The 21,723-nt window shown below is 49.2% G+C and carries 17 protein-coding genes; 7 read left to right on the top strand and 10 right to left on the bottom strand.

Annotated features, from left to right (window positions below):
- The first annotated feature begins 388 nt into the window (after window positions 1-388).
- A complete protein-coding gene (locus EFB08_RS21475) occupies window positions 389-1,318 on the top strand; it encodes an ABC transporter ATP-binding protein (protein WP_123129026.1) in 930 nt (309 codons plus the stop codon).
- Window positions 1,315-4,938 (top strand): ABC transporter permease/M1 family aminopeptidase, encoded by a 3,624-nt coding sequence (locus EFB08_RS21470; protein WP_123129025.1) that lies wholly within the window; start codon window positions 1,315-1,317, stop codon window positions 4,936-4,938. The genes EFB08_RS21475 and EFB08_RS21470 overlap by 4 nt, the downstream gene beginning before the upstream one ends.
- Before the next feature lie 126 nt (window positions 4,939-5,064).
- Here the strand turns inward: EFB08_RS21470 and EFB08_RS21465 are convergent, their stop codons facing one another.
- From EFB08_RS21465 to EFB08_RS21450, 4 genes are all read right to left on the bottom strand, one after another.
- The gene (locus EFB08_RS21465) at window positions 5,065-5,655 is read right to left on the bottom strand and encodes a RibD family protein (protein ID WP_227006434.1); all 591 of its coding nucleotides are present in this window, start codon (window positions 5,653-5,655) and stop codon (window positions 5,065-5,067) included.
- A gap of 230 nt (window positions 5,656-5,885) precedes the next feature.
- On the bottom strand, window positions 5,886-6,308 hold the full coding sequence (locus EFB08_RS21460) for a DUF1810 domain-containing protein (protein ID WP_123129023.1): 423 nt from the start codon (window positions 6,306-6,308) through the stop codon (window positions 5,886-5,888).
- Window positions 6,309-6,690: 382 nt separating this feature from the next.
- Window positions 6,691-7,536, bottom strand: coding sequence for an SDR family NAD(P)-dependent oxidoreductase (locus EFB08_RS21455; protein WP_123129022.1), 846 nt, complete (start codon window positions 7,534-7,536; stop codon window positions 6,691-6,693).
- Between the two features lie 98 nt (window positions 7,537-7,634).
- Complete coding sequence (locus tag EFB08_RS21450) at window positions 7,635-8,513, bottom strand: helix-turn-helix domain-containing protein (protein ID WP_123129021.1); 879 nt, start codon at window positions 8,511-8,513, stop codon at window positions 7,635-7,637.
- A 454-nt stretch (window positions 8,514-8,967) separates the two neighbouring features.
- On the opposite strand from EFB08_RS21450, the gene EFB08_RS21445 reads away from it, so the two are divergent.
- Both EFB08_RS21445 and EFB08_RS21440 read left to right on the top strand, forming a co-directional pair.
- The gene (locus EFB08_RS21445; protein ID WP_123129020.1) at window positions 8,968-9,291 is read left to right on the top strand and encodes a hypothetical protein; all 324 of its coding nucleotides are present in this window, start codon (window positions 8,968-8,970) and stop codon (window positions 9,289-9,291) included.
- Between the two features lie 79 nt (window positions 9,292-9,370).
- Window positions 9,371-9,643, top strand: coding sequence for a hypothetical protein (locus tag EFB08_RS21440; RefSeq protein ID WP_123129019.1), 273 nt, complete (start codon window positions 9,371-9,373; stop codon window positions 9,641-9,643).
- 185 nt (window positions 9,644-9,828) lie between these two features.
- Here EFB08_RS21440 and EFB08_RS21435 read toward each other — a convergent pair whose 3' ends face one another.
- Together EFB08_RS21435 and EFB08_RS21430 are read right to left on the bottom strand one after the other, a co-directional pair.
- Window positions 9,829-10,500: a recombinase family protein gene (locus tag EFB08_RS21435; RefSeq protein WP_123129018.1), complete on the bottom strand. Its 672-nt coding sequence runs from the start codon at window positions 10,498-10,500 to the stop codon at window positions 9,829-9,831.
- 117 nt (window positions 10,501-10,617) lie between these two features.
- The gene (locus EFB08_RS21430; RefSeq protein WP_125077829.1) at window positions 10,618-11,199 is read right to left on the bottom strand and encodes a hypothetical protein; all 582 of its coding nucleotides are present in this window, start codon (window positions 11,197-11,199) and stop codon (window positions 10,618-10,620) included.
- Window positions 11,200-11,864: 665 nt separating this feature from the next.
- On the opposite strand from EFB08_RS21430, the gene EFB08_RS23640 reads away from it, so the two are divergent.
- From EFB08_RS23640 to EFB08_RS21410, 3 genes are all read left to right on the top strand, one after another.
- Window positions 11,865-12,032, top strand: coding sequence for a hypothetical protein (locus tag EFB08_RS23640; protein ID WP_165864991.1), 168 nt, complete (start codon window positions 11,865-11,867; stop codon window positions 12,030-12,032).
- Between the two features lie 52 nt (window positions 12,033-12,084).
- On the top strand, window positions 12,085-12,807 hold the full coding sequence (locus EFB08_RS21415; protein WP_123129014.1) for a hypothetical protein: 723 nt from the start codon (window positions 12,085-12,087) through the stop codon (window positions 12,805-12,807).
- Window positions 12,808-13,013: 206 nt separating this feature from the next.
- Window positions 13,014-14,090: an agmatine deiminase family protein gene (locus EFB08_RS21410; RefSeq protein WP_165864990.1), complete on the top strand. Its 1,077-nt coding sequence runs from the start codon at window positions 13,014-13,016 to the stop codon at window positions 14,088-14,090.
- A 49-nt stretch (window positions 14,091-14,139) separates the two neighbouring features.
- Here the strand turns inward: EFB08_RS21410 and EFB08_RS21405 are convergent, their stop codons facing one another.
- The 4 genes from EFB08_RS21405 to EFB08_RS21390 are packed head-to-tail and all read right to left on the bottom strand — an operon-like array spanning window position 14,140 to window position 21,721.
- Entirely contained in the window at window positions 14,140-16,404 is a 2,265-nt protein-coding gene (locus EFB08_RS21405) for a restriction endonuclease subunit S domain-containing protein (RefSeq protein ID WP_123129012.1), read from the bottom strand.
- Window positions 16,405-16,463: 59 nt separating this feature from the next.
- Window positions 16,464-19,442 (bottom strand): type I restriction endonuclease subunit R, encoded by a 2,979-nt coding sequence (locus EFB08_RS21400; RefSeq protein ID WP_123129011.1) that lies wholly within the window; start codon window positions 19,440-19,442, stop codon window positions 16,464-16,466.
- A gap of 6 nt (window positions 19,443-19,448) precedes the next feature.
- Entirely contained in the window at window positions 19,449-20,798 is a 1,350-nt protein-coding gene (locus EFB08_RS23635) for a restriction endonuclease subunit S (protein WP_165864989.1), read from the bottom strand.
- Window positions 20,795-21,721: a DUF4268 domain-containing protein gene (locus EFB08_RS21390; RefSeq protein ID WP_123129010.1), complete on the bottom strand. Its 927-nt coding sequence runs from the start codon at window positions 21,719-21,721 to the stop codon at window positions 20,795-20,797. Before EFB08_RS21390 ends, EFB08_RS23635 begins: the two co-directional genes overlap by 4 nt.
- Between the last annotated feature and the right edge of the window lie 2 nt (window positions 21,722-21,723).

Raw genomic sequence — 21,723 nt, 5'->3', positions numbered from 1 at the left:
GCTCTGTAAGGAAGAGGGTTCTTTTACTCAAGGAAGGAGCGGGAAAGAGAGTTTTTAACCTCTGTTTCGTCCTCCAAATGAATGAAAGTACATGGATGCCTTAACTTATACACCTTATACACCCTGCCATCTATACACCTTGTCATCCTGAAAGGAACTTGTGGGCGAACTAAAAAAGCGCTGGAGTAGACGCTATTACAGCTTGCACATTAGGTCCTTTCAGGATGACAAAATGGAAGTATAAGCAAAATTTACTGCCTATACACTGAGAGAATCAAAGCCATCTTCAATGACTTAAAAGTCTCCGTTTTCGGCTTATTCTCAGAAATGAAGCCTAAAACGAATAGACCTACCTCTGAAGACATTCAACTGCACAAGCATGAAAAATATGGAAAACCCCTCCGAGAGTCTGCTGATTAGGAACGTCTCTAAAACCTATGCCAACGGCGTTCAGGCATTAACAAACATTTCGCTTACCATTCCACCGGGCATGTACGGCTTGCTGGGGCATAACGGGGCAGGAAAATCTACGCTCATGCGCACGTTGGCTACCCTGCAGGAGCCGGATCAGGGGCAGATATTCTTGGGGAATTTGGATGTAGTGAACCAGAAGGAGGAAGTGCGCCAGAGTCTCGGCTATTTACCACAGGACTTCGGGGTGTACCCCAAAGCCACCGCCGAGGAGTTGCTGGATTACTTTGCGGTCCTAAAAGGCTTCACCAACCGGGCCTCCCGCAAGGAAGTGACCGAGAGCCTGCTGAAACAAACCAACCTCTGGGACAAGCGCAAGCAGAAACTAGGCGGCTACTCGGGCGGCATGCGGCAGCGTTTCGGGGTGGCGGTGGCGTTGCTGGGCAACCCCAAGCTCCTGATTGTGGACGAACCCACGGCCGGACTGGACCCCGCCGAGCGCATCCGGTTTTTGAACCTGCTGAGTGAGTTGGGCGAAAACAGTGTAGTGATTCTCTCCACGCACATCGTGGAAGATGTGTCTGAACTGTGCACCAACCTGGCTATCATTAACAAAGGAAGAATTCTGCTGGAGGCGCAGACGCACGAGGCGGTAGCTTCCCTGGGAGGAAAGGTATGGCGCACACTCATTGAGAAAAACAAGCTGTCGGCTGAAACGCAGGAGCATCAGGTCATTTCTGCCAAATCCCTGGGTGGGCGCACCCAGGTGCACGTGTATAGTCCGGTTGACCCCGGCACCCGTTTTGAGCTCGTAGCGCCAGACCTGGAAGATGTGTACTTCAGCGCCATGACCGGGGTGCAGGGGCAACACGCAGCACTGAAAGAAGTGGAGGAGGTACAGCCATGAAGTTCCGGAAGATTTTTCACCTGGAGTTCACCTACCAACTCAGGCATGTGTCTACGTGGGGGTATTTTGCGGTCGTGTTCGTGCTGGCGTACCTCTTCCTTACGGCCAACTACGCTTCTGATGCGCGGGAAGGGTATGTGTTGCTCAATGCGCCCATTGTTATTGCAGCTGTCACCGTGTTATGCTGTGTTTTCTGGCTGTTGATGAGCGGGGCGGTAGCGGGCGATGCGGCTGCCAGGGATGTACAGACGCGCATGTTCTCCCTCACCTACACCTCGCCGGCCAACAAAAGGGACTACCTGGGCGGACGATTCCTGGCAGCCTTTCTGCTCAACGTGCTCGTGCTGCTGGGCATTCCGGCAGGAATCTTCCTGACCATCTATTTTACGGGGATAGAGGCCGAGATTTTGGGGCCGTTCCGGCTATCTGCCTACCTCAGTTCCTATTTCTTCTTGGTGTTGCCCAACGCTTTTATCGCCACGGCTATTCAATTCTCTATGGCGGCGCTTACCCGCAAAGCCATGGCCAGTTATCTGGGCGGTATAATCCTCTTCGTGGCGGCCTATGGGGTGGGGCAGGGGTTGGGTGTCATAAAGAGCCCTGTAGATTGGGGGACATTGGTGGATCCCATGGGTTTTACACCAGTGCTAAGCCATTTAAGCCTTGAATGGAGCCCCATGGAAACGAATACACGCCTTCTTACACTGGAGGGGGCATTCTTGGTAAACCGTGTCCTTTGGATAGTTTTGGCGATGGGCATGCTGGCGCTTGCCTATTTCCGTTTTCAGTTCATTTTACCGGAAACTGGCCAAAAACGTAAGCAGGCACTTGGACCAGCTACAACAGAAGCTGTGCTGACGTGGCTGACCTGGGAGAGAGCCGAATCGTTACCGCAAGGGCGGGGTACCTTTAATTTCGTAACCCACCTGCACCAGTTAAAGCTTATCACATTCAACTCCTTCTGGGCACTGGCAAAAGGCAAGAGTGGGCTGCTGCTGTTGGGTTTTATTGCGCTAGTGGTGGGTCTGGCGATGCCCGGAAATCTAAAGAACAAGGGCGTTCCTATGCTGCCCAGAACCGACCAGGTGTTAACGATTCTGGCGGCCCCCTTCACCGAGCCAGGAAAGTTCTGGATAGTCATTTTCCTGCTCGTTATTTTCTACGCCGGGGAACTGGTCTGGCGTGAACGGGAAAGCGGCCTCCACCAGCTTTCTAACGCCGCACCAGTGCCCGATTGGGTGCTTTTCCTGAGCAAGTATTTATCGCTGACTCTCCTACTGGTGGTCTGTCTCGTTTTCCTGCTGTTTTCCGGAATACTGGCCCAAATTGGCATCGGCGGAGCCGAGGTGGAGGTAGGCCTGTACCTGAAAGTGCTCTTCGGGTTTCAGTTGGTAGAATGCCTGCTCTTTGCTCTGCTTGCGCTGGTGGTGCACGTAGTGGTTAATCAAAAGTACGTCGGGCATTTGGGGATGCTTCTGGTTTTTGGTCTCCTGATGTATGCCCCAACCCTGGGGCTGGAGCACAAGCTGCTGGTATTCGGGGCTAGTCCTAAGTGGTCGTATACCAACATGGGTGGCTTTGGCCCATCGTTGGTGCCCTGGCTGTGGTTTAAAGCCTATTGGATGGCGTGGGCGCTGCTGCTGGCGGTGGTAGCAAGGCTCCTTTGGGTCCGCGGCCAGGAACAAAGTATGATGGCGCGGTTTCAGTTGGCGCGTCAACGTTTTACCCGCACTACGGCGTTGACCACGGCCGTGGCGGTAGGTGGGATTCTCCTGTTGGGCGGCTATATCTTCTATAACACCAACGTGCGGCATGACTACCTCAACTCTTCCTCCTTAGCGGCGCAGCGGGCGGCCTACGAGCATCGCTATAAACAATACCAGAATGTGCCTCAGCCTTTGCTGACCGGTGTAAATCTGCAGGTAGAAATGTATCCTTCCCAGCGGAAGGTGGAGATTGCGGGCACTTACCTGCTGGTGAATAAGAGCCAAGAGTCTATTGATTCGGTGCATCTGGCACCGGGGGCGGGCGTTAAAACGGCATCGGTTCACTTTGACAGACCAGCTAGGGAGGTGCTCCTGGACGAGGAACTTGGCTTCCGCATGTACGCCCTGGCAAAGCCCCTTCTTCCCGGCGATTCGCTGCGCCTCCGCTTTCAGGTAACCTATAACCCCCAAGGCTTTTCCAACAACGGAGCCGATGCGCAGGTGCGGGAAAATGGCACCCACTTCCGGAATATGGAGTTGCTTCCGGTCATCGGGTACCAGCCGTACCGGGAACTGGATGAAGGCGCGGCGCGAAAAACGTTTGGCCTGGCACCCCGACCCGCCACTGCCTCGCTCTACGATGTGGCCGCCCGACGGTATGCCACGTTTCCTGAACGCATCAGCTTTAAGGCCACTGTGGGTACCGAAGCCAATCAACAGGTGGTGGCACCGGGCACCTTACGCCGCACCTGGACCAAAGACGGCCGCCGCTACTTCCATTACGCCACAGAGGCGCCCATCCGGAATGAATACGCCTTTTACTCGGCAAACTACGCGGTGCAGGAAGGGAAATGGCAAAACCCGTCGGCTGGTCCGGGGCAGGAGGTCACCATCCAGATTTTCTATCCGCCGGGGCTTACGAAGAACTCTGAGCGGATGGTTAAGAGCGCAATCGCTTCGCTGGACTATTACACGAAGCAGTTTGGCCCCTACCCGCACCGGCAGCTCCGCTTTGTGGCGCATCCCGGGTACAGCTTCGGAAATCACGCCGCGCCCATCAATATCACCGCGGAAGAAGGTTTTTTCCTTCTGAACCCAGAGGCGGATGAGCGGGGCTTTGACCTGGTAACGGCCGTGGTGGCGCACGAGGTAGCGCACCAGTGGTGGGGAAACCAACTCAAACAAGCCTATGTAGAGGGAGCCGGCTTGATTTCCGAAAGCCTTGCCTGGTACTCTGCCCTGGGCGTGCTGGAAGCAGCCTACGGGCCAGCGCACAAGAAAAAGCTGTTAAACTTTCTGAGGGAGGAGTACGAGAACCCGCAGACCAAAGCCGCCTTACCATTGCTGCAGGCCGATGATTGGTACCAAAGTTACCGCAAAGGGCCCATGGCGCTGTATGCGTTGAGCCTGTATATCGGTAAAGACAAGGTAAATGGAGTTCTCCGTCGCTTGCTCCAAAATTACCCTCCAGGCAAAGTACCGTTCGCCACTTCCCTAGACCTCTATCAAGAACTGCAAGCGGCTACCCCGGACTCACTCCAATACCTGCTCCACGACATTTTCAAGACCAATACGTTCTGGGAACTTAAGGCCAATCAAGCTACCGTGAAGCAGACCAAAGCAGGTACCTGGCAGGTGACCCTCAACGTGCAGGCTCGCAAAACGGTGGTAAGCGAAGCCGGTTTGGAGAAGGAAGTTCCGCTGAAGGATTGGATGGAGATAGGGATTTACGCTCCCGCTAAAAGGGGGGAGGAATTAGGCAAACCGCTTTACCTACAGAAACATTTGATTCATTCTAACCAGCAAACCATTACGGTGATAGTACCAGGCAAGCCCTCGCAAGTAGGCATAGACCCTAATCATCTGATGATTGACTGGAACCTGATGGATAATGTTGCAGAGGTGAAGGAGTAAGGGAGAGGGGGGTAAAGGCACATCTGAAAATGTGCCTTTACCCCCCTCATCATTTTTATGATAGCGGCCAAAGACCAATAACAGCAGGCATGGTGAAAGCAATAGCAATACCAAGTGTATAAAACATTATCTCCCAGTTTCCTGGTCTTTGACCACCAGGTACCTTATCCATAGGAAATCATCATAGATGCGGTCTACGGATTTGATTTTGAACTGCATGGCTTTACGGTTTTCATACCCTTCGGCTGCCTCAAACACCGTGGGGGAACCAATGGTACCGTCGGCTACCGGGGCCAGCACTAGGCTGAACTCATCTATCAGTCCGGCTTTCAGAAAAGAGCCGTTCACGTGGCCTCCGCCGTCAATACGTACTGTCCTCATGCCAAACAGGCTGTAAAGTTTTCTGAGCACCAGGTCAAGGTCTAAATCCTCTTTTCCGCCGAAGATGTAAGACACATTCTTGCTTCTGAGATGCGCCAAGTAGCCAGATGACACTTGTTCGGTCAGGACCTCAATCACGTGTTCCGTAGAGACCATGTTGGTATCCCAGAAGCATTTCCCCGATGGGTCAATCACCACTGCATAGGTTTTGGCCTCCTGCTCGGCCACAAAGTCTTCTTTCGGTATGGAGTCATGATCCCCCTCTAGGGAATAGGTTTCTTTGCTAGAAAACTCCTGCATGGTCACCCGGCCCACTAACCAGGCATCTGCTTCAATTTTTTCAGCGGTTTCTTCAAAGTACTTATGATGGTCTTTAAATCCCCAGATGTTTTGTTAGATCCGGCCATCAACAGAACCAAGCATGTGGCAAATGACATAGGGCTTATTGGTGTCTAACATTTACGTTTTTGCTTTAGAAATTTAAAACTAAGCTATAAATCCATTCAAAGTGATTTATAACTTGATCAAGAAAGGGCAAGCTTCACTTTGCTTTCTGCTATGCAAAGTTAGCGGTGAAGTATCTGTAACGTTTTCTCGTCTTGTTTGCCGTGGAAGAATTTCTGCAAAACATCTCTGAACACAGGGTTTGCATTTGGTAAGGAGGCGAACAAGGTCATGGAAGATTTGAGCTTCAGGTCATCCGGGCTTCCAAAGATGCGGCAGGCGTTATTTCCTTCAAGTTTCAGAAGTGCCTCACAAATCTCTACAAGCCTGCTGCCTAAAACAGGGTGCTTTAAATAGGCCTCGGCTTCCTGTACGTCTTTGATACCGTAAAAGACAGAAGTCTCGCTAAAACCTAGTCCCCGCATTTGAGGAAAGATATACCACATCCAATGGCTTTGTTTTCTTCCTTTCCTTATCTCAGAAAGCGCCACCTCATAATCTCTTTCCTGAGCGCTTAAGAATCTTTGCAAGCCGTTCTCTTTCATGGGGAGGGGGTATATCGTTTTTGACTTCATTAAAAATATGCCGCAAGCCTCTAAAGTATTCCACTGATATAATATCTAAGTAATACTTATAAGCTTGGCAATCAAATAAAAGTATTTCAAAATGGGCCCTGTGCTGTACCTTAAAAACAAGAAAGCCTTGCAAAACATTGTTTGCAAGGCTTTCTTGTTTAATTTTCCCAGAGCTGTCCTTCATTAAGTTTAAAAAGGATGAAGGGCCGCAAATAAGAGATTCAAGCAACTTACTTGTGTTGTTTGTATACCTTACTTTGTGTAAATATATTATGCCTTAGGTTTTGCCATTAAGATTATCAAGGCGAAAAAACTGTGGCAATATCTTCCATCCAAAGGAATAGCTTACGGTTTATTCTTCCACGTAGGCTAGGGATGAAGATAGGTCACGGTAGGCATTGATTTGCTGCTGCAACTCACTGATTTTCTTTTCGGCGTCCCTGATGGCGTCTGTTCCAGCCAGCCATCTTTTAGGTGGTTCATTTTGGCTTGAAATCTTGATTAATGCATCCGCTAATTTTGCCGGGTCACCGGGTTGTTTGCCGTTTACACCTTCAAATGCTGAACGAAGCATAACACTACGCTCTGCATAATCTTCTACTGATTTTTCTGGCCAGGTAGTAGAGGCAGGCTCCAATAATTCCGTCCTGAAATAACCTGGTTCCACAATGGTAGTTTTGATGCCGAACGGGGCAACCTCTAACTGCAGACTTTCCATCCATCCCTCCAAGGCAAATTTAGAGGCATTGTAAGCGGAAGTATACTCAGTGCCTACCAAACCTGCAATAGATGAAAGGGAAATGATGTGGCCTGAACGGTTCTTTCGCATGACAGGGAGGACGGCACGAGTCACGTTCATCGGTCCGAATACATTTGTGGTTATCTGAAGCTCAATCTGGCGAGGGCTCAGCTCTTCAAAGAAACCCGCGTAGAAATTAGCGGCGTTGTTTACCAATACATCAACAGTACCAAACTTATCAACGGCCGCCTTAACTGCCACCTCCGCGTCTGACAGGCTTGTAACGTCCAGCTTTACCACGAAAAGGTTTTCACTCTCGCCTATAGCTTTAGCCACCTTATTAATATCGCGGCCTGTGGCCACCACCTTGAATCCCGCCGCAAGTGCTGCCTTTGCAATGTCTACACCCAAACCACGACCGGCACCGGTAATGAGCCAGACTTTATCTTGATTTTCCATTTTTATTGCTATTTGTTTATTTAAGGTGAACTGTGACTGCAAAGGTCCACACGGTTCCACTGGATAAATAATGGAAAACAAAGCAATAAGTATGAAAATCAAAGATGAGTAGTCCGGATTGATTTAGGTATTTCACCGGTCTTCTTCTTGAAGAAGTTATTGAAGTAGGTGGGGTACTCAAAGCCGAGGGCATAGGCAATCTGGGAAATACTCCAGTCCGTATACAGCAAAAGCGCCTTTGCCTCGTTGATGATCCTGTCGGCTATATGGGCTGTTGTCGGTTTGCCGGTGACCTTCTTCACAGCGCTGTTCAGATAGTTGACGTGGACGCTCAGGCCATTGGCATAATCCTGTGCCGTCTTCAGCTCAAGGGGGCGCTCGGTACTCTCAATCGGGAACTGCCTTTCTAATAGTTCAAGGAAAACAGACGTAATGCGCTCCGCCGCGCTTTTCTGGGTGGAGTAGTTCTCAGAGGGCTGCATCTTCACCGCCTCATGGATGATTAGGTGTATGTAGTTGCGTATCAACTCATCTTTAAAGACATAATCAGTGCTCTGCTCGGCCAGCATTCTTTTGAACACTCCCGTGATAAACTCCTTTTGCTCTTTGTCAAGCCTCAAAACGGGGGTGCCGCCTATCTTGAACAGGGGAGACTGCCGGAAGCTGTCGGACCGTTCTCCCAAGCTTAGGAACTCCTCCGTAAATAGGCAGGTGTAGCCGCTGAAGTGTGGCGAAACGGCCTCACAGGAGTAGGGGATGTGGGGGTTGGCACAGAGTAGGAATGTCTCATCCGTCTCCACGCTTTTGTCGGCGTAGTGGAAGATGAACTTCCCGGTGGTCAGGTTTATCTTGTAGAAATCCTTACGGCTGTAGGTATGGCCAGAGTCAGACCCGCTGTTGATTTCATACACCATAAAGCCTTTAAGCTTTAATACAGCATTGAAATTTGAAGTTTGGGAGTCAAAAGTCTTATCCATGCCTCAAAGTTAAGGAATTCAAATTTTATACCCTTAGTTCACTTTGATATTGATTAGACCAAGCACTTAATTAAAAGTCGTACCACTAAGCCAGCAATCTCTTTAAGTAATCAATCTTCACCTTCTACCGAGTTTGGCTCTAAAGCTGGTAGAAAGGGAATAGAGTTTGGAGTAGAATTGGTTTGAAACCTATAAAACAAAAAAGCCACTGACTATCAGTGGCTTTTTTGTTTCTGTACCCCAGACCCAGATCAAATCGAACACATTTATTGAGGATCTGGGGCACATCCACCAGTTCCGAGAGTTCCTCCATATCACAGGCACCCTGCCTTTCCTAGAGGCGAAGGCCAAGCGGTATCCCCACACCGCCCGCGCATGTGTCCATTCTGCCTGAGGGCGTCTGGCACACGGGCGGCACGGCGGCTGGATATATACTGGAAAAGACAAGTATACCATGAATATCAGCATAGACACCTCGGACTGGAACCAGAACTTCGTGCGCTTCTGCCGCCGCCATCTGGCCATCAGCGACTTCGCGGTGCAGGACTTCCACGACTACCTGAACGCCCAGATCCCCAACCTGCCCCGCGGCTTCAACTTCAGGCACGGCTTCCTCGGCCACGTGTACAGCGACCCCGCGGTCACGGAGCTACAGGCGACCACGATCGAGTTCGGATTCGACAACGCGGTAGACCAGTACCACCGCTGGTTCAGCACGCCCCTGGGCTTGGCCGCGATGCGGAAGGGTAAGATCCAGAGGCTGCTGAAGACCCTGTGAAAAAATAGTTGATCCCTTTTTAAAACAATCGCCTGATCTCCTCCTATAAGGTTCGAATCTAATTTTAAAACCAAGACAAATGAAAGACAGATACGAACAATTGATGATGCAGGAAGAGGCGGCCATGGGCACACAGGTGTCGGAATGGATGCTGCCAGCGATCACCGAGCGTACGCGGAGGCTGCTGACCGATGGCGGGGTGGCCCACACCATGCACAGCGGGGGAATCCGCCTCCAAGACAAGCTATATGAACTGGACGCCATGGCTTGCCTGACCTCGGCAGTGGAGGAAGTGGCGGGAGATGTAGGCTTCTGGAAGGTGCTGGGTGTTTACCGAGCGGTCTTCGCCTAAAGGGAAAAGGGAGGCACTGGCGCAGGACGCTGGTGTCTCCCTTTCTTTTTACTGGGCTGGCCGACGCAAGGTCACCCCGATCCCATCTGTCGTCGACGATACCGCCAACACCTCGGTGGCATGGAGTGCCCACGTGGGCGGGTCTCACGCCGCTGATACGGGCAGTACCGCGGCGGTGGCAAGATCTATGTCACGGCGACAGCCTGATCGGCCATGGCCCGCTTGACCTTGATGACAGTGTTTTTGGAGACATGGTGCAGCTTCATGCACTGGCTCAGCGAGAGGCCGCCGCGCAGATCCTTGGCCAGCTTGGCGTACTCCTTCAGCAGCTTCTCATCACTCTTCCTCCAGCCCACGGGCCGACCGATCTGCACCCCGTGCTTCTCACGGGCGTTGGCGATGCCGCTACGGATCTTCTGGGAGCGCATTCGGTTGTCCTCCTGCGCCAGCTCAGCGTAGAGCGAGACCATGATGTTGGTGACGAACGTCTCCTCGCCGCTGGCGTCCAGTGATTCGAACCCTTGGTTCTTGAACACCACGCTGATGCCCAGGGCGTGCAGCGTGTCGATGGTGGCGCGGATCATCTTCGCGCTGCGGCCCAGCCGTTCGAGGCTGGTGACGATCACCTTCCTGAAGCCGCCTTTCTTGGCCAGCGCGAAGAGTTGGTCGAGGTCTGGCCGTCTGGTGCCCGTGCGGCCCGAGATGTTGTTGGCGATCACGTCGACGATACGGTAGTTGCTTGCCGCGCAGTACTGCTCAAGCTCGGTGAGCTGGTATGCGTTGTCCTGATGAGCTGATGACACGCGGCAGAAAAGAAGGACGGGTACGGGTGAAGGAGCGGGTGCTGGTTCAATCATAGCTAGAACCTAAGGTAAACACTTCAAGGATTAAAATCAACCCCCGTCACACGCTGGAATCGCACCTTCTGGAGAATAGGTTTATAATGAACCTGTTGAGTGATTCTTCGCTAGTTCTTATAACTTTGAAAAAATACCACTGGCGGACAGATCATCGATAAAAGCTCTAAAGTCGAGTACTCTCTGGGATGTATTACCATTCACTTTCATAAATGGCATTTCCTCTTTCTCGTTGAAGTAAATATTAATCCACAAATCCAGCGGTTGGTACATGGCAGCATTAGGGTCATATGTAATTAGTAGAACATTGATTAGTGAGTCTTGCCTATCTAGCAAGGGAATGTAATCCTGAAGTTTCCTCTCAAAATCCTCTACCGTGGCATATAGTGTGTACTTAGTGTGATACTCTCTAACAGGGCCGATCCTAACAGAGTACTTTCCATCCACCTTGAAGTTGATGACTGGCAACGTCTCCCGTTCAGGAGTGAGTGTAACACTTTTAAAGATAACGGAAACCTCTGCATCGCTTTCTGATTTCCCCCCATCTTCTTGACCGCTCAATACTCTGACGAAAAAAGTATGATTAGCGGGTTCTTCAAACTGATCGATGTGTTGATTAATCCTCTCATCCAGATCAAGCTCATTACAGGCGAAGGCATAGATCCTATTCCTTTCTTTTTCTAGCCTTTGGATATCCACGTGGTACTGGTTCCTTTTAATACAAGGTACGTACTGTCTAATCATTTTCATCCCTCCCAAGCTCCGACATCTTTTTATACATCATTCTTAGAGCATAAGCCAATACTTCCTGTTTTTTCATGCTCAGCTTCCGCTTTAGCAAAGCGACTCGGATCTGCTCCATCTGTAAGTAACTAGCATATGCCAGTTTCACGCTCTTGCTTCCGTTCAACATATAATATCTTATTTTTATCTATATATCAATATTAAAAAGTGGAATACGCTATTTTTCCACCGATTCAGCATCTTTTGCAATGAGTTACCATAAATCTCAATTGTGACCATATTCGCGCCGAGATCGGGATCAACCAAGTGAAATACAACCTGAAGGTGGATGGCGGCAACGTGGTGCGCACTGCCAACAAGACAATCATGTGTGACAGGGTCTTTTCAGAAATCCCAGAATTACCAGTGCGAAAATTAATAGCCGAACCGAGGGAATTGCTTCAAGTGGAGAAGTTGGAGATTATCTCCACGCAACCGCAGGACTTAACTGGCCACGCGTACGGTATGGTGCGCTCCTGAATGATGACAAAGCACTGATTATTGATCTGACTAAGGAGAAGCCTGGCTTCCAGCGCACGTACCGTATGGCGTTGCCAAGTGCGGATTTGGACTGGGTGGACATGACTTCATTCTACGAAGCGAAGCAACGTGACTACATCCTGAAGGACAGCCTTTGCGCCTGCATTGAGAATGTTGCGCTTAGTGGAAACTGTTGGATCTGCAATGATAACACCCAGATACAGAATGACTATGCGTATCAGCAGAACAAACAGATTTTGGGCTGGTAGAACAACATATTTAGAAGCAGTATATTTAGGTCTTGCCATATACCACGAGCAGATGAGCACCGTCAAAATCCAGAACCTGAACAAGATCTACCTGAACTCATTCCGACCGCTTTGCATGACACCGCTCGGAAAGTTGGCGACCACCAAGCACGGGCACCCGCCGTTCATTGACGCCTCCTGTCGGAGAGAGCCTGATTTCGAGCACGCTACCCCCACCATCTCCGCCATCTGTAGGCAGGGCATGTTCGCCCCTAGGCTGCGGGAGAATGACTTGGTGGTCTATATGACCGTGAAGAGAAGGTACGGATCAGACAAATCGCCTAGTAACAGACTTATCGCCATCCTACAGGTGGACTGGGTGTTCCCGACTCACCAGCATGGGAAGGAGTGGTTCGAGGCAGAGGGTATGGCCCTGCCCAGCAACTGTATGGTAAAAGGTAACGAGCCATATCCTTTCGACCACACCGCTGGTAATTTCGAAAAGGCTCTGGACTTGAGGGCATTCATGAAAAGAGACACGGAACGGCAACAGAAGGTAGGCGCGCGGAGGGTGGTACATTGGGATAACAATTACAAATATAAGGCTGACAATTGGTCAATGCTCATTAAGACCAAGCCGCTATACATAGAGGTTAACGACCCAGTACCACTACACAAGGAAACCCTACTGGAGATATTCGGCGGCAAGGTGCCCAACACCAGAAACCCCAAAGCCATTTCCCTTAGGCAACTGGCCGACCTCGCCTTCTTGGCTGGCGTTTCCATCGCAGGGTAACTCACATTTTATACTACACTATACCCACTGCCATACAAATATACATGAACGAGAAACAGCAGATTGCCAGAGCACGGCAGCTCTTTCATAACAAGAAAAAGGATCCAAACTTCACCTACTTCAACGAGAAGGGAGTCGATCATTTCATTACATGGTTCCAGGCCTTGGAGAAGACATGCTGTTACTGCGGTGCAGAGGAGCACAAGTTGCGAGATCTATTCACTTCTGGCAGGCTTTCCTCAAAACGGAAGCGCGGTAGGTCACTGGAGCTGGAGCGGATAGACTCGAAAACCAACCTCTACACGGAAGAGAACTGCGCCTTGGCCTGCTACCTCTGCAACAACCACAAGAGCGACGTCATTACCAAGGATGAGCACAAAGCGTACTTCGCAAAGCCCATACGTAGGTATGTGGAAGACCTGCACCGCAAACAGGGTAAAGTGACAGATGCCTCGACCGATTTCCTATATCTAGCCGACAGTCTCCCGAAGAAGCACCCCATGTTTTACGCATCCATGGCAAGGCTGCTGGATGAGAGCGAAATCCGCCACGGGCTGTTGCCGCATACCAAGGACATCTGGGCGCGTGACTATATGCCGATCCAAATCACTGCCGACCTCTTCGTACAGTTCTTGTATAACCCATCGTATCTTCAGTCGGCAAAGTGGCTCAAAACCATTTCTGACACCGACGGGATTTGCGCCGAGATCGGGATCAAGCTAGTAAAATCAAATCTGAAGATAGACGGCGGAAACGTTGTGCGCAACGCCAATAAGGCCATCATGTGCGACAGGGTCTTTTCAGAGAACCCAGACGTACCAGAGCGTCAGCTCATTTCCGAATTGAGGGAATTGCTTCAGGTGGAGCAGGTGGTGATCATCCCCACGCACCCGCAGGACTTCACAGGCCATGCGGACGGCATGGTGCGTTTTCTGAATAAAGACACGGTTCTGATCAATGATCTATCCAAGGAGAAGCCAGAGTTCCAGCGCACTTTCCGTATGGCGTTGCACAACGCTGGTCTGGACTGGAGGGAAATACCTTATAATCCATATGGCAACATAAAGTTCTCCCAGGCCAACGGCATCTATATCAACTATATTCAGATAAAGGACGTCATCATCCTTCCTACCTTCGGGTTGGCGGAGGATCAAAAGACCGTTAATCTTTTCGAGGAGCTGTTCCCCAGTTATGCCGTTAAAACAATTGACAGCAATGAGATCGCTGAACATGGCGGTATCCTGAACTGTATCTCTTGGAACATCAAGATAAAAGAAGGGTAAGTTTCAAATAATGCTCCATAGCCACATATCTTTAAAGAAATTTTTTCTGCTATTTAAATAAATTTAGGGCATCAGCAAGGTCATTCCCTAACGGCTCATTCAGTTCTGGGTTAACATCAAAATGGTAGGAGACCCAGCGCACATTACTTCCTTGAATACTGGTGTAGAAATAACAGGCATTCGACGCTTCGTTGTACCTTATAAACGGAAGCAGTTCGACTGGAGTAGGTTGTTCACCATGGACTAGGTAAAGCTTTTTACGGTCAAGCCCAAAAAAAGACTTTACCTCCACTTCTCGGAACGGAGACTTTGCTCCGATCAATTCCCTCGCTTGGAATGACCATAACCCGTTCTCTAGCTCTCCTGCCCGTGGTGACACCATTCTTACGTCATCAAAACCATCAGCAATGAGTTTACGCAGCTCATTTAGATACTGCTCCAACCGCAGCACTCTTTGTTTATTTTCCTCATCGCTTGTAATACCACCATGCCCCTTCCACTGGTTTCTCAACCCTGCTACTTCGGTCAATATTACCACAACTTGCTTAGTGGTCAACATATTTAGAAATCCATCCGATGGGTTTCCAAATGCCTTTTTGATTATCTTGCTGCCCTCTTTGTCTGTTAAATATTGCCTCGTAGCCTTGGATAAATTCGCAGTCAGGTTGTTCCAATTACCAAACGTTGCCCTTAGATACCAATCCTTAAACTTACCGTTGGTATCAATCCACTTATGACTCTCCTTCTTATAGAATTCTTTATCCCGTACCAGCGCGCTAAGCATGATCATCGCCAGGAACTCTGACAATGCCTCAAAGAAGTGGAAGAGGTGCTCTACCTTTCGGCCATTGTCTTGGGTGGCGTAATACCGCCAGAGTATGGAGGATATAGGGAATGGCAGGTTGTCAATCCAATGCTCCAGTTTCTCTTCATTATTAATGCCCTTCAGCTCCTTCTGTATGTTTTTATATGAGTTAGGCTGCCGCCATAGATCCCTTTTCAGCTCATCTAATCGAAGAGAGAACTGATCAATCTTATTGTCTAACTCAATCAGGTTGAGCTGTGTGGGCACATCAGGAAGGTAGATAGTGCAACCAGTTAATGCTGATTTGGGTATCTGGCGGATACTTGTTCCCACCTCCATGGATTCACGCAGTCTTTTCCCTATCAGGCTGTTGAAATATTTGGCTACATAGGCCGAGTTAGCCACACTACCATCCAACTGAATCTGATAGCAATTCTTAGGCTTAATCTTCAATGAAAGTGGACTGGTGACCACAAGACTGTTCCCGACCCTTGGTAAATAGATGCAGTTCTCCAATGCGACAACTTCCTCTGGCGCATCTCCTTTTAGGATATTGATGGCCAACGTTATGTCGGAAAGCTTAAATGGCGGAAAGCCTATCCGCTTTATCATTGACTGCAAATCCTTTTCCGATACCAATGACTGTAGGGAGGTAAAAGTCTTGAAATCAGTCCAACAACCTAGCTGCACCGCATTTGCATCTTTTTTGGTTTTGAAATGGTTCAGGATGACCTTATTGGTTTCAGCGTCTTTAGATATCTCCGCCACAAACGTTTTCGGCGTAGGCACTTTAGAAAATACTATAAGGCTCGGAGCTATGTTGGTATGTGGCATGTAGGATCCCGATACCATGGTAAACACTGCCTCGATAAAAACACCTTGCCGTTCAAGATTCTCTTTTACTGTCTTGTCAAACAGGAAAGATGGGGGCAAGAGAAACATACCTTTCCCTTTATCGGTTAGCAAGTTAGCGGACATCAGCAGGAGAATCTCCCCGACACCCGATACTTTCTTTAAGCCACTTGCCTTGAGGATTTCTTGCGCATCAATTTGACCGCCTAAGAATGGGGAAAAGCATGATATCAAGTCAAACTTTGAAGTGATTTTACCCAGTAGAACAACAGGATCGCCTTCAATCAGATTAAGACCAGCCTCTGGTGATATAGCCCTGATCAATGCGGCTTCACCAGTTGAAATACACAATGCGGTGGAAGCGTCAGACTTTTGATATACTATGGGAGAGGAAAACGTCACCCACGGATCCAGATGGGAATTCGGTTTGATAAACTCTGCAAGGTCATTAAAGAAATCCAGTAGGTAAGTCGGGGCAATGACTGAAGAGAAATTCGATATCGAAGCCAACAGTTCTGGATTATTCAGGACATATTCAAGTTTCTCCAGTCCTTCTACTTTGGCAATGAATTCAAAAAGCCTTAAATCTGGCATAGGGAATTCACCGCGTAGGCCATCCAGCTTTTTCAATACCATTTCTCTAACTTGGTCTTCCATAAAACACTACAATGTCACTTTGATTAATTCGTACAACTATTTGCAAGAGTAGGCTTATATTACTCGTTCAGTTTCTTATAAACCTTCTTTAGCATCCAAGCCTTCACCAATGACGCGAAATCTTCATTGTCCATAATCTTGGAGAAGATGTCTTGGTTTAGCTCCATGCGCTGGATAACGGTATTCAAAAACCTGTCATTAAAGCCGTACTTGAAGTTTTCCATGCTGTTGCTGCGCGCCTGCACCGTCAGTTCCTCATCCAGCATCAACTCAGCCTCGATCTGGTCGAAAAATAATTTGTCTGCCTCCGAGAAATCGGTACCGAAGCGGTCGTTCAGTAACTTTATGATCTCCGAGAGTTGAGCCTCCTCTTCCTTGGTGCCGCGCATACCTGCCTCAGTGGTGCCTTTCAGACCGTACTCCCCTTGATCCTCCAATGCGATGCTGCCCTCGCCGATCTTCTGGATACGGTAGTACTCCAATGCCACCTCATCATCCAAACGGATACCTGATCCTGCGCCAGCCTTCGGTAACTTATTGTATAACAGCCGACCATACGCAAAGAGCTTCTCCATGTCCATGTCCTGAAACGGCATGATCTGGGAGAGGAAAGAATACAGGCGTATAAACGAGATTAGCGTGTGCTTAAAGTCTTCTTTCTCTTCTTCGGTGGGAAGACCCTTGAACCGATCCACCGCTGGGTCAATGGCAGCGTTCAGTTTCTTTTGTAACAAAGAGTTCACGCGGTCTTTTGACTTGAAGTACGCCTCGCAAAACATGTCGATCTCTGACTTCCAAATGATCTGCGCTGAGTGGATCTTGTACATAAGATCGGAAAGCAGGTTGGGATCAGTGGGCTGTTCTACCGTCGTTAGCTCGTAGTAGGGCTGGAAAGAGTTCAGGATATCCTCCTGCTCGTTGGCAAAGTCCAGCACGAAGGTGTCTTCCTTGCCCTTGGCGGTTCGGTTGAGTCTGGATAGTGTCTGCACCGCCTTTACGCCAGAGAGCTTCTTATCCACGTACATGGTGTGCAGCAGCGGCTGATCGAAGCCTGTCTGGTACTTGTCTGCCACAAGCAGAACCTGATAATCATCAGTACCGAACTTTTCGGGCAACTCCTTCTCTTTGATGCTGTTCAGGCCGACCTCGGTGTATTCGTTACCACCGTCCAGCACCTTGCCAGAGAATGCCACCAGTGCGCGTATCTCAGAGTAGCCCTTCTCCTTGATGTACCGCTGGAACTCCATGTAGTAGCGCACCGCATGGAGGCGCGAACCCGTCACCACCATGGCCTTGGCCTTGCCGCCGATCTTCTTCGATGTCACCTGACGGAAGTGCTCCACCATGATCTCGGTTTTCTGCGCGAGGTTGTGCGGGTGCAGCGACACGAACTTCCCGATGGCTTTATTGGCTTTCTTCTTGTTCAGGGCAGGATCCTCCTCAATGGCCTTGGTGAGTTGGAAGAAGGTCTTGTACGTAGTGTAGTTCTTCAGCACGTCGTGTATGAAACCCTCCTGTATCGCCTGTCGCATGGAGTAAAGGTGAAACGGACGGGGCTTACCATCTGCACCAACCTCACCAAAGACTTTCAGGGTTTTTTCTTTTGGAGTGGCGGTAAAGGCGAAGAAGCTCAGGTTCGACTGCTGGCCGCGCGCCGTCATGGATTTGCGGATCTCGTCTTCCACATCGTTTTCACCGTCTTGGTCAGCTTCGAATCTCTCGGCCTCCTCCAAGGACTTTGCCGCCAGAATTTCCTTGATTTTCTTGCTGGACTCACCGTGCGCGGAGCTGTGCGCCTCGTCCTGTATAACGGCATACTTTCTGGCTGGCAACTCGCTCACTTGCTCCAATATGAAGGGGAACTTCTGGAGAGTGGTGATGATGATGTTGGAGCCAGCGTTGAGCGCGTCGGCCAACTGAGCCGAGTCCTTGTCTATCTTTTGCACTACACCCTGCTTGTGGTCAAACTGGAAGATGGTATTCTGGAGCTGTTGATCCAACACCTTACGGTCTGTAATCACGATCACGCTGTCGAAGACCCGCTCATCCATAACGTTGTGCAGACTGGAGAGCCTGTAAGCCAGCCATGCGATGGAATTGCTCTTGCCTGAACCCGCCGAGTGTTGGATCAGGTAGTTTCTCCCCGCCCCATTGTCACGGGCATTCTGGGCTACCTTTCGCACAACCTCCAGTTGATGGTACCGCGGGAAGATGATGGTCTCCTTCTTGTACTTCTTACCAGCACTCTCATAATCTTCTACCTGAAGGTGCACGAACTTACCGAGGATGTCCATCCAACTGTCCTTGCTCCATATCTGTTCCCAGAGGTAAGCTGTCTTGTAACCGTTCTGTTTATTGGTGGGATTGCCAGCGGCGTGCTTGTTGCCTTTGTTGAACGGCAGGAAACGGGTCTCCTTACCGTCCAGCTTAGTGGTCATGTACACCTCGTCAGTATCTACGGCAAAATGTACCAGCGCGCGCTTCTTTCCCTGGAATAGCAGCTCCTTCGGGTCGCGGTCATACATGTACTGTTTCTTGGCGTGCTCCACGTTCTGCTGAGTGAACTGGTTCTTTAGCTCCGCCGTTGCTACGGGAAGGCCATTCACACTAAGCACCAAATCCAAGGAGTTCTCATTTTGTTTGCTGTACTTCACCTGCCGCGTGACAGTGAGCTGGTTCATGGCGTACATTTTCTCAGCGTCAGGGTTTAAACCGCTTTCGGGCTGGAAGTAGGCCAGCCTGAATTTTACACCGAGGTCGGTGATACCGTTGCGTAAAACATCCAAAGTGCCGCGCAGCTCCAGCTCCTTACAAAGCCTGTAGAGCAGTTTCTTCTCTATCTCAGATCCATGAATCTTGCTGAGCTTCTCCCATTCCTTGGGTTGAGTGGACTGGAGGAAGGAAAAGAGTACCGTCTCGTCCAACGCCAGCTCTTTATTATAGTTATGTTTGTCTCCTTTCTCGTAGCCGCCATACTGTATGAGGTGACTTTCGATGGCCTCTTCGAACGTAAGCTCGGTGTGGATTCCTGCTGCCATGGTAGGTTATGCTAGTTCTAGTTCTGATGACGCAATCTGTGCAGGTTGGTAATAGCGCACATCGATCTTACCTGTTACCGCCTCGGATATCAACGCGGTGCGATACTCTTGGAGCAGAGAAATCTCTTTCCTCATTTTATCTAATAATTGTTCTGATTCCTCTATTTTGGAGATAATGTACGTAGTAATTTCTTGCTGCTCTTCTAAAGGGGGTTGTAAGAAAACAGTTGAATAAAAAGCTCCATGGTTCAAATCTGGAATAGTTGTAGTTCCAGCAACCAATAGCAAGTAATCCTTGATCGGTCTATTTTTTAAATAATAATAGAGGTAGTCTTTAGTTACTTGGGATCTATCATAATCCACTAAGAAAAAGTTATTGTGGAATACCCCGCGTACACCTTTTATAATCTCACCAGTCGCTCCCGTTCTTGCCACCAATATGTCATCATGATCGCATATCACTCTTTCTGAAGGATCCTTAATGTATTCCTTATAAGACTCAGGGTTGTTTATCGATTTGATAGTTATGTATTCATAAGAACCCTCTACATGCTCAGAAATTCTATTTTCAATAGGAATTTGTAAGCCTTGACGAACCGAGCAGATATTTTTAATACTCTTCACCTCCCAATGCGCTGGCACAACACCTAACCACTCCACCTTACTTTCCTTCATCGGCACATCTTGGTTCAAGCCTTTGGTGACTGCTTCGTTGATCACCGCGGTTTTCTCCTCCTCCAGCAAAGCGATCATCTGCTGTTTCTTCTGGATCAGTGTGCTTATTTGGGAGTCTTTCGCTTTGATGAATTGCACTATACTTTCCTGCTCAGCTAAATCTGATGGATATGGCAGAAGGTATTCTTGTAAGTAGGAGGTTGGTACGCGTTTCTGACCAGCAGAACCTGTCATGGAAGCTTCGCCAAGCTCCATAAAAAGGTTGGATTTCGTAACATAGAATAGGTACTCATTCAAGACCATCTGATCGTGCGCCCTGAGTACATGAAACTCAGTAGATCCAAACCCTAGTGGACTGCCTAAGTTCTTCAAATACGCGCCTTTGCCGTTTTCAAAACATGGAGTAATCTTGGCTAGAATGACGTCGTTTTCCTGAAAGATGGTAAACCCGCTTGCAAGCTCCTTGATTGGCTTTTTTATTGTAGTATCAATCTCACCGTTCTCTGAAACCTTTTCCATAGGAAGGAAAGTCACAAATTGTTCCTGATCAACCTCAGATAAAAGTCTGGATTTGGATGGGTTTACCTGCGCAACGTATTTCAATTTCTTCAATTCCCAGTGCTCAGGTATTTCACCTAGGTATTCAACATGTGAATCTTTATAGCTGTCGTATCTCTTCATGATAATCTACCGCTGAATGCCTTTTGAAATTTCTCAGCCTGATCGTTGAGCCACTTAAAGGCGGTTCCCCAATTATTCTGGTTACTGATATCCACGTCCTCAGATAGCTTAATACGGCTCTGTTTGCCCTCGGGCAGCTCCATCCACTCCAGCTCTTGACCGATCTCACGCTCAATATCCTCTTTCTGGGCTTCCAGTTTCTTGAACAGCTCCTTGGAGTGATGGATGTTCAACTCGCATCCAACCGTCTTGTTCTGCGTGTTTACCGTCAACCCAATATGACACTGGGAGGAGCCTATGCTGAGATCATACCAGTGCTGAGCCAGCGGTGTGCGGGTGAAGCGTACGCGCGATCCTGAGGTGCTGTTGTACTCCTTGAGTTTGTTCCAGAAGTCCAACTGGAGGAGTTTGGTGCCTTTCAATTCACCCTTGCCTTTCACCTCTTTCAGTACCTTTGACCACTCGTTGGGTTTAGCAAACACGTTGAACTTGGGCGCGTATTTACTGTCATCAATCTGCCAGATTTCTATCTGGATCAAGAAGAAGTTGATCTTGGCGTTAGTCACGGAGTTCAGCCACTCAATGGCCTGAAGGTGCTCATCGTTCACACCTTTCACAATCCAGATGATGATATCGGCGTCATAACCAGAGGCGTAGGTGATGATCTGGCCTAGGTGCCTGTGGTCTGTAAACTCCAACTGGTTCTCGATGATGATTTTGCGGTCAGTGCCCTCCTCCTCGGCCAAAATATCCACCTTGTACTTACCCGCGAACACCTCCGTGTCGATCAGACTTATGTTGATCCCTACCTCGTCACTGAGCAACTGTAGGTTTTCTTCCTTGGCCAGCCAGTTGGTAAAATCATAGGCTTCGTGCGTCCAGACGGTGCGCACATCCACCTTTTTCAATGCTCCCAATGCCATAC

This window comes from Rufibacter latericius (assembly GCF_003721515.1).
Lineage (GTDB): Bacteria > Bacteroidota > Bacteroidia > Cytophagales > Hymenobacteraceae > Nibribacter > Nibribacter latericius.
Note: the sequence above shows the minus strand (reverse complement) of the source record. Positions and strands in the feature narration are given on the sequence as shown.

Coding starts and splice junctions, on each gene's coding strand:
- EFB08_RS21475 (WP_123129026.1), top strand. CDS start 389: ATGGAAAACCCCTCCGAGAGTCTGCTGATTAGGAACGTCTCTAAAACC.
- EFB08_RS21470 (WP_123129025.1), top strand. CDS start 1,315: ATGAAGTTCCGGAAGATTTTTCACCTGGAGTTCACCTACCAACTCAGG.
- EFB08_RS21460 (WP_123129023.1), bottom strand. CDS start 6,308: ATGAAAGAGAACGGCTTGCAAAGATTCTTAAGCGCTCAGGAAAGAGAT.
- EFB08_RS21455 (WP_123129022.1), bottom strand. CDS start 7,536: ATGGAAAATCAAGATAAAGTCTGGCTCATTACCGGTGCCGGTCGTGGT.
- EFB08_RS21450 (WP_123129021.1), bottom strand. CDS start 8,513: ATGGATAAGACTTTTGACTCCCAAACTTCAAATTTCAATGCTGTATTA.
- EFB08_RS21445 (WP_123129020.1), top strand. CDS start 8,968: ATGAATATCAGCATAGACACCTCGGACTGGAACCAGAACTTCGTGCGC.
- EFB08_RS21440 (WP_123129019.1), top strand. CDS start 9,371: ATGAAAGACAGATACGAACAATTGATGATGCAGGAAGAGGCGGCCATG.
- EFB08_RS21435 (WP_123129018.1), bottom strand. CDS start 10,500: ATGATTGAACCAGCACCCGCTCCTTCACCCGTACCCGTCCTTCTTTTC.
- EFB08_RS23640 (WP_165864991.1), top strand. CDS start 11,865: ATGACTTCATTCTACGAAGCGAAGCAACGTGACTACATCCTGAAGGAC.
- EFB08_RS21415 (WP_123129014.1), top strand. CDS start 12,085: ATGAGCACCGTCAAAATCCAGAACCTGAACAAGATCTACCTGAACTCA.
- EFB08_RS21405 (WP_123129012.1), bottom strand. CDS start 16,404: ATGGAAGACCAAGTTAGAGAAATGGTATTGAAAAAGCTGGATGGCCTA.
- EFB08_RS21400 (WP_123129011.1), bottom strand. CDS start 19,442: ATGGCAGCAGGAATCCACACCGAGCTTACGTTCGAAGAGGCCATCGAA.
- EFB08_RS23635 (WP_165864989.1), bottom strand. CDS start 20,798: ATGAAGAGATACGACAGCTATAAAGATTCACATGTTGAATACCTAGGT.
- EFB08_RS21390 (WP_123129010.1), bottom strand. CDS start 21,721: ATGGCATTGGGAGCATTGAAAAAGGTGGATGTGCGCACCGTCTGGACG.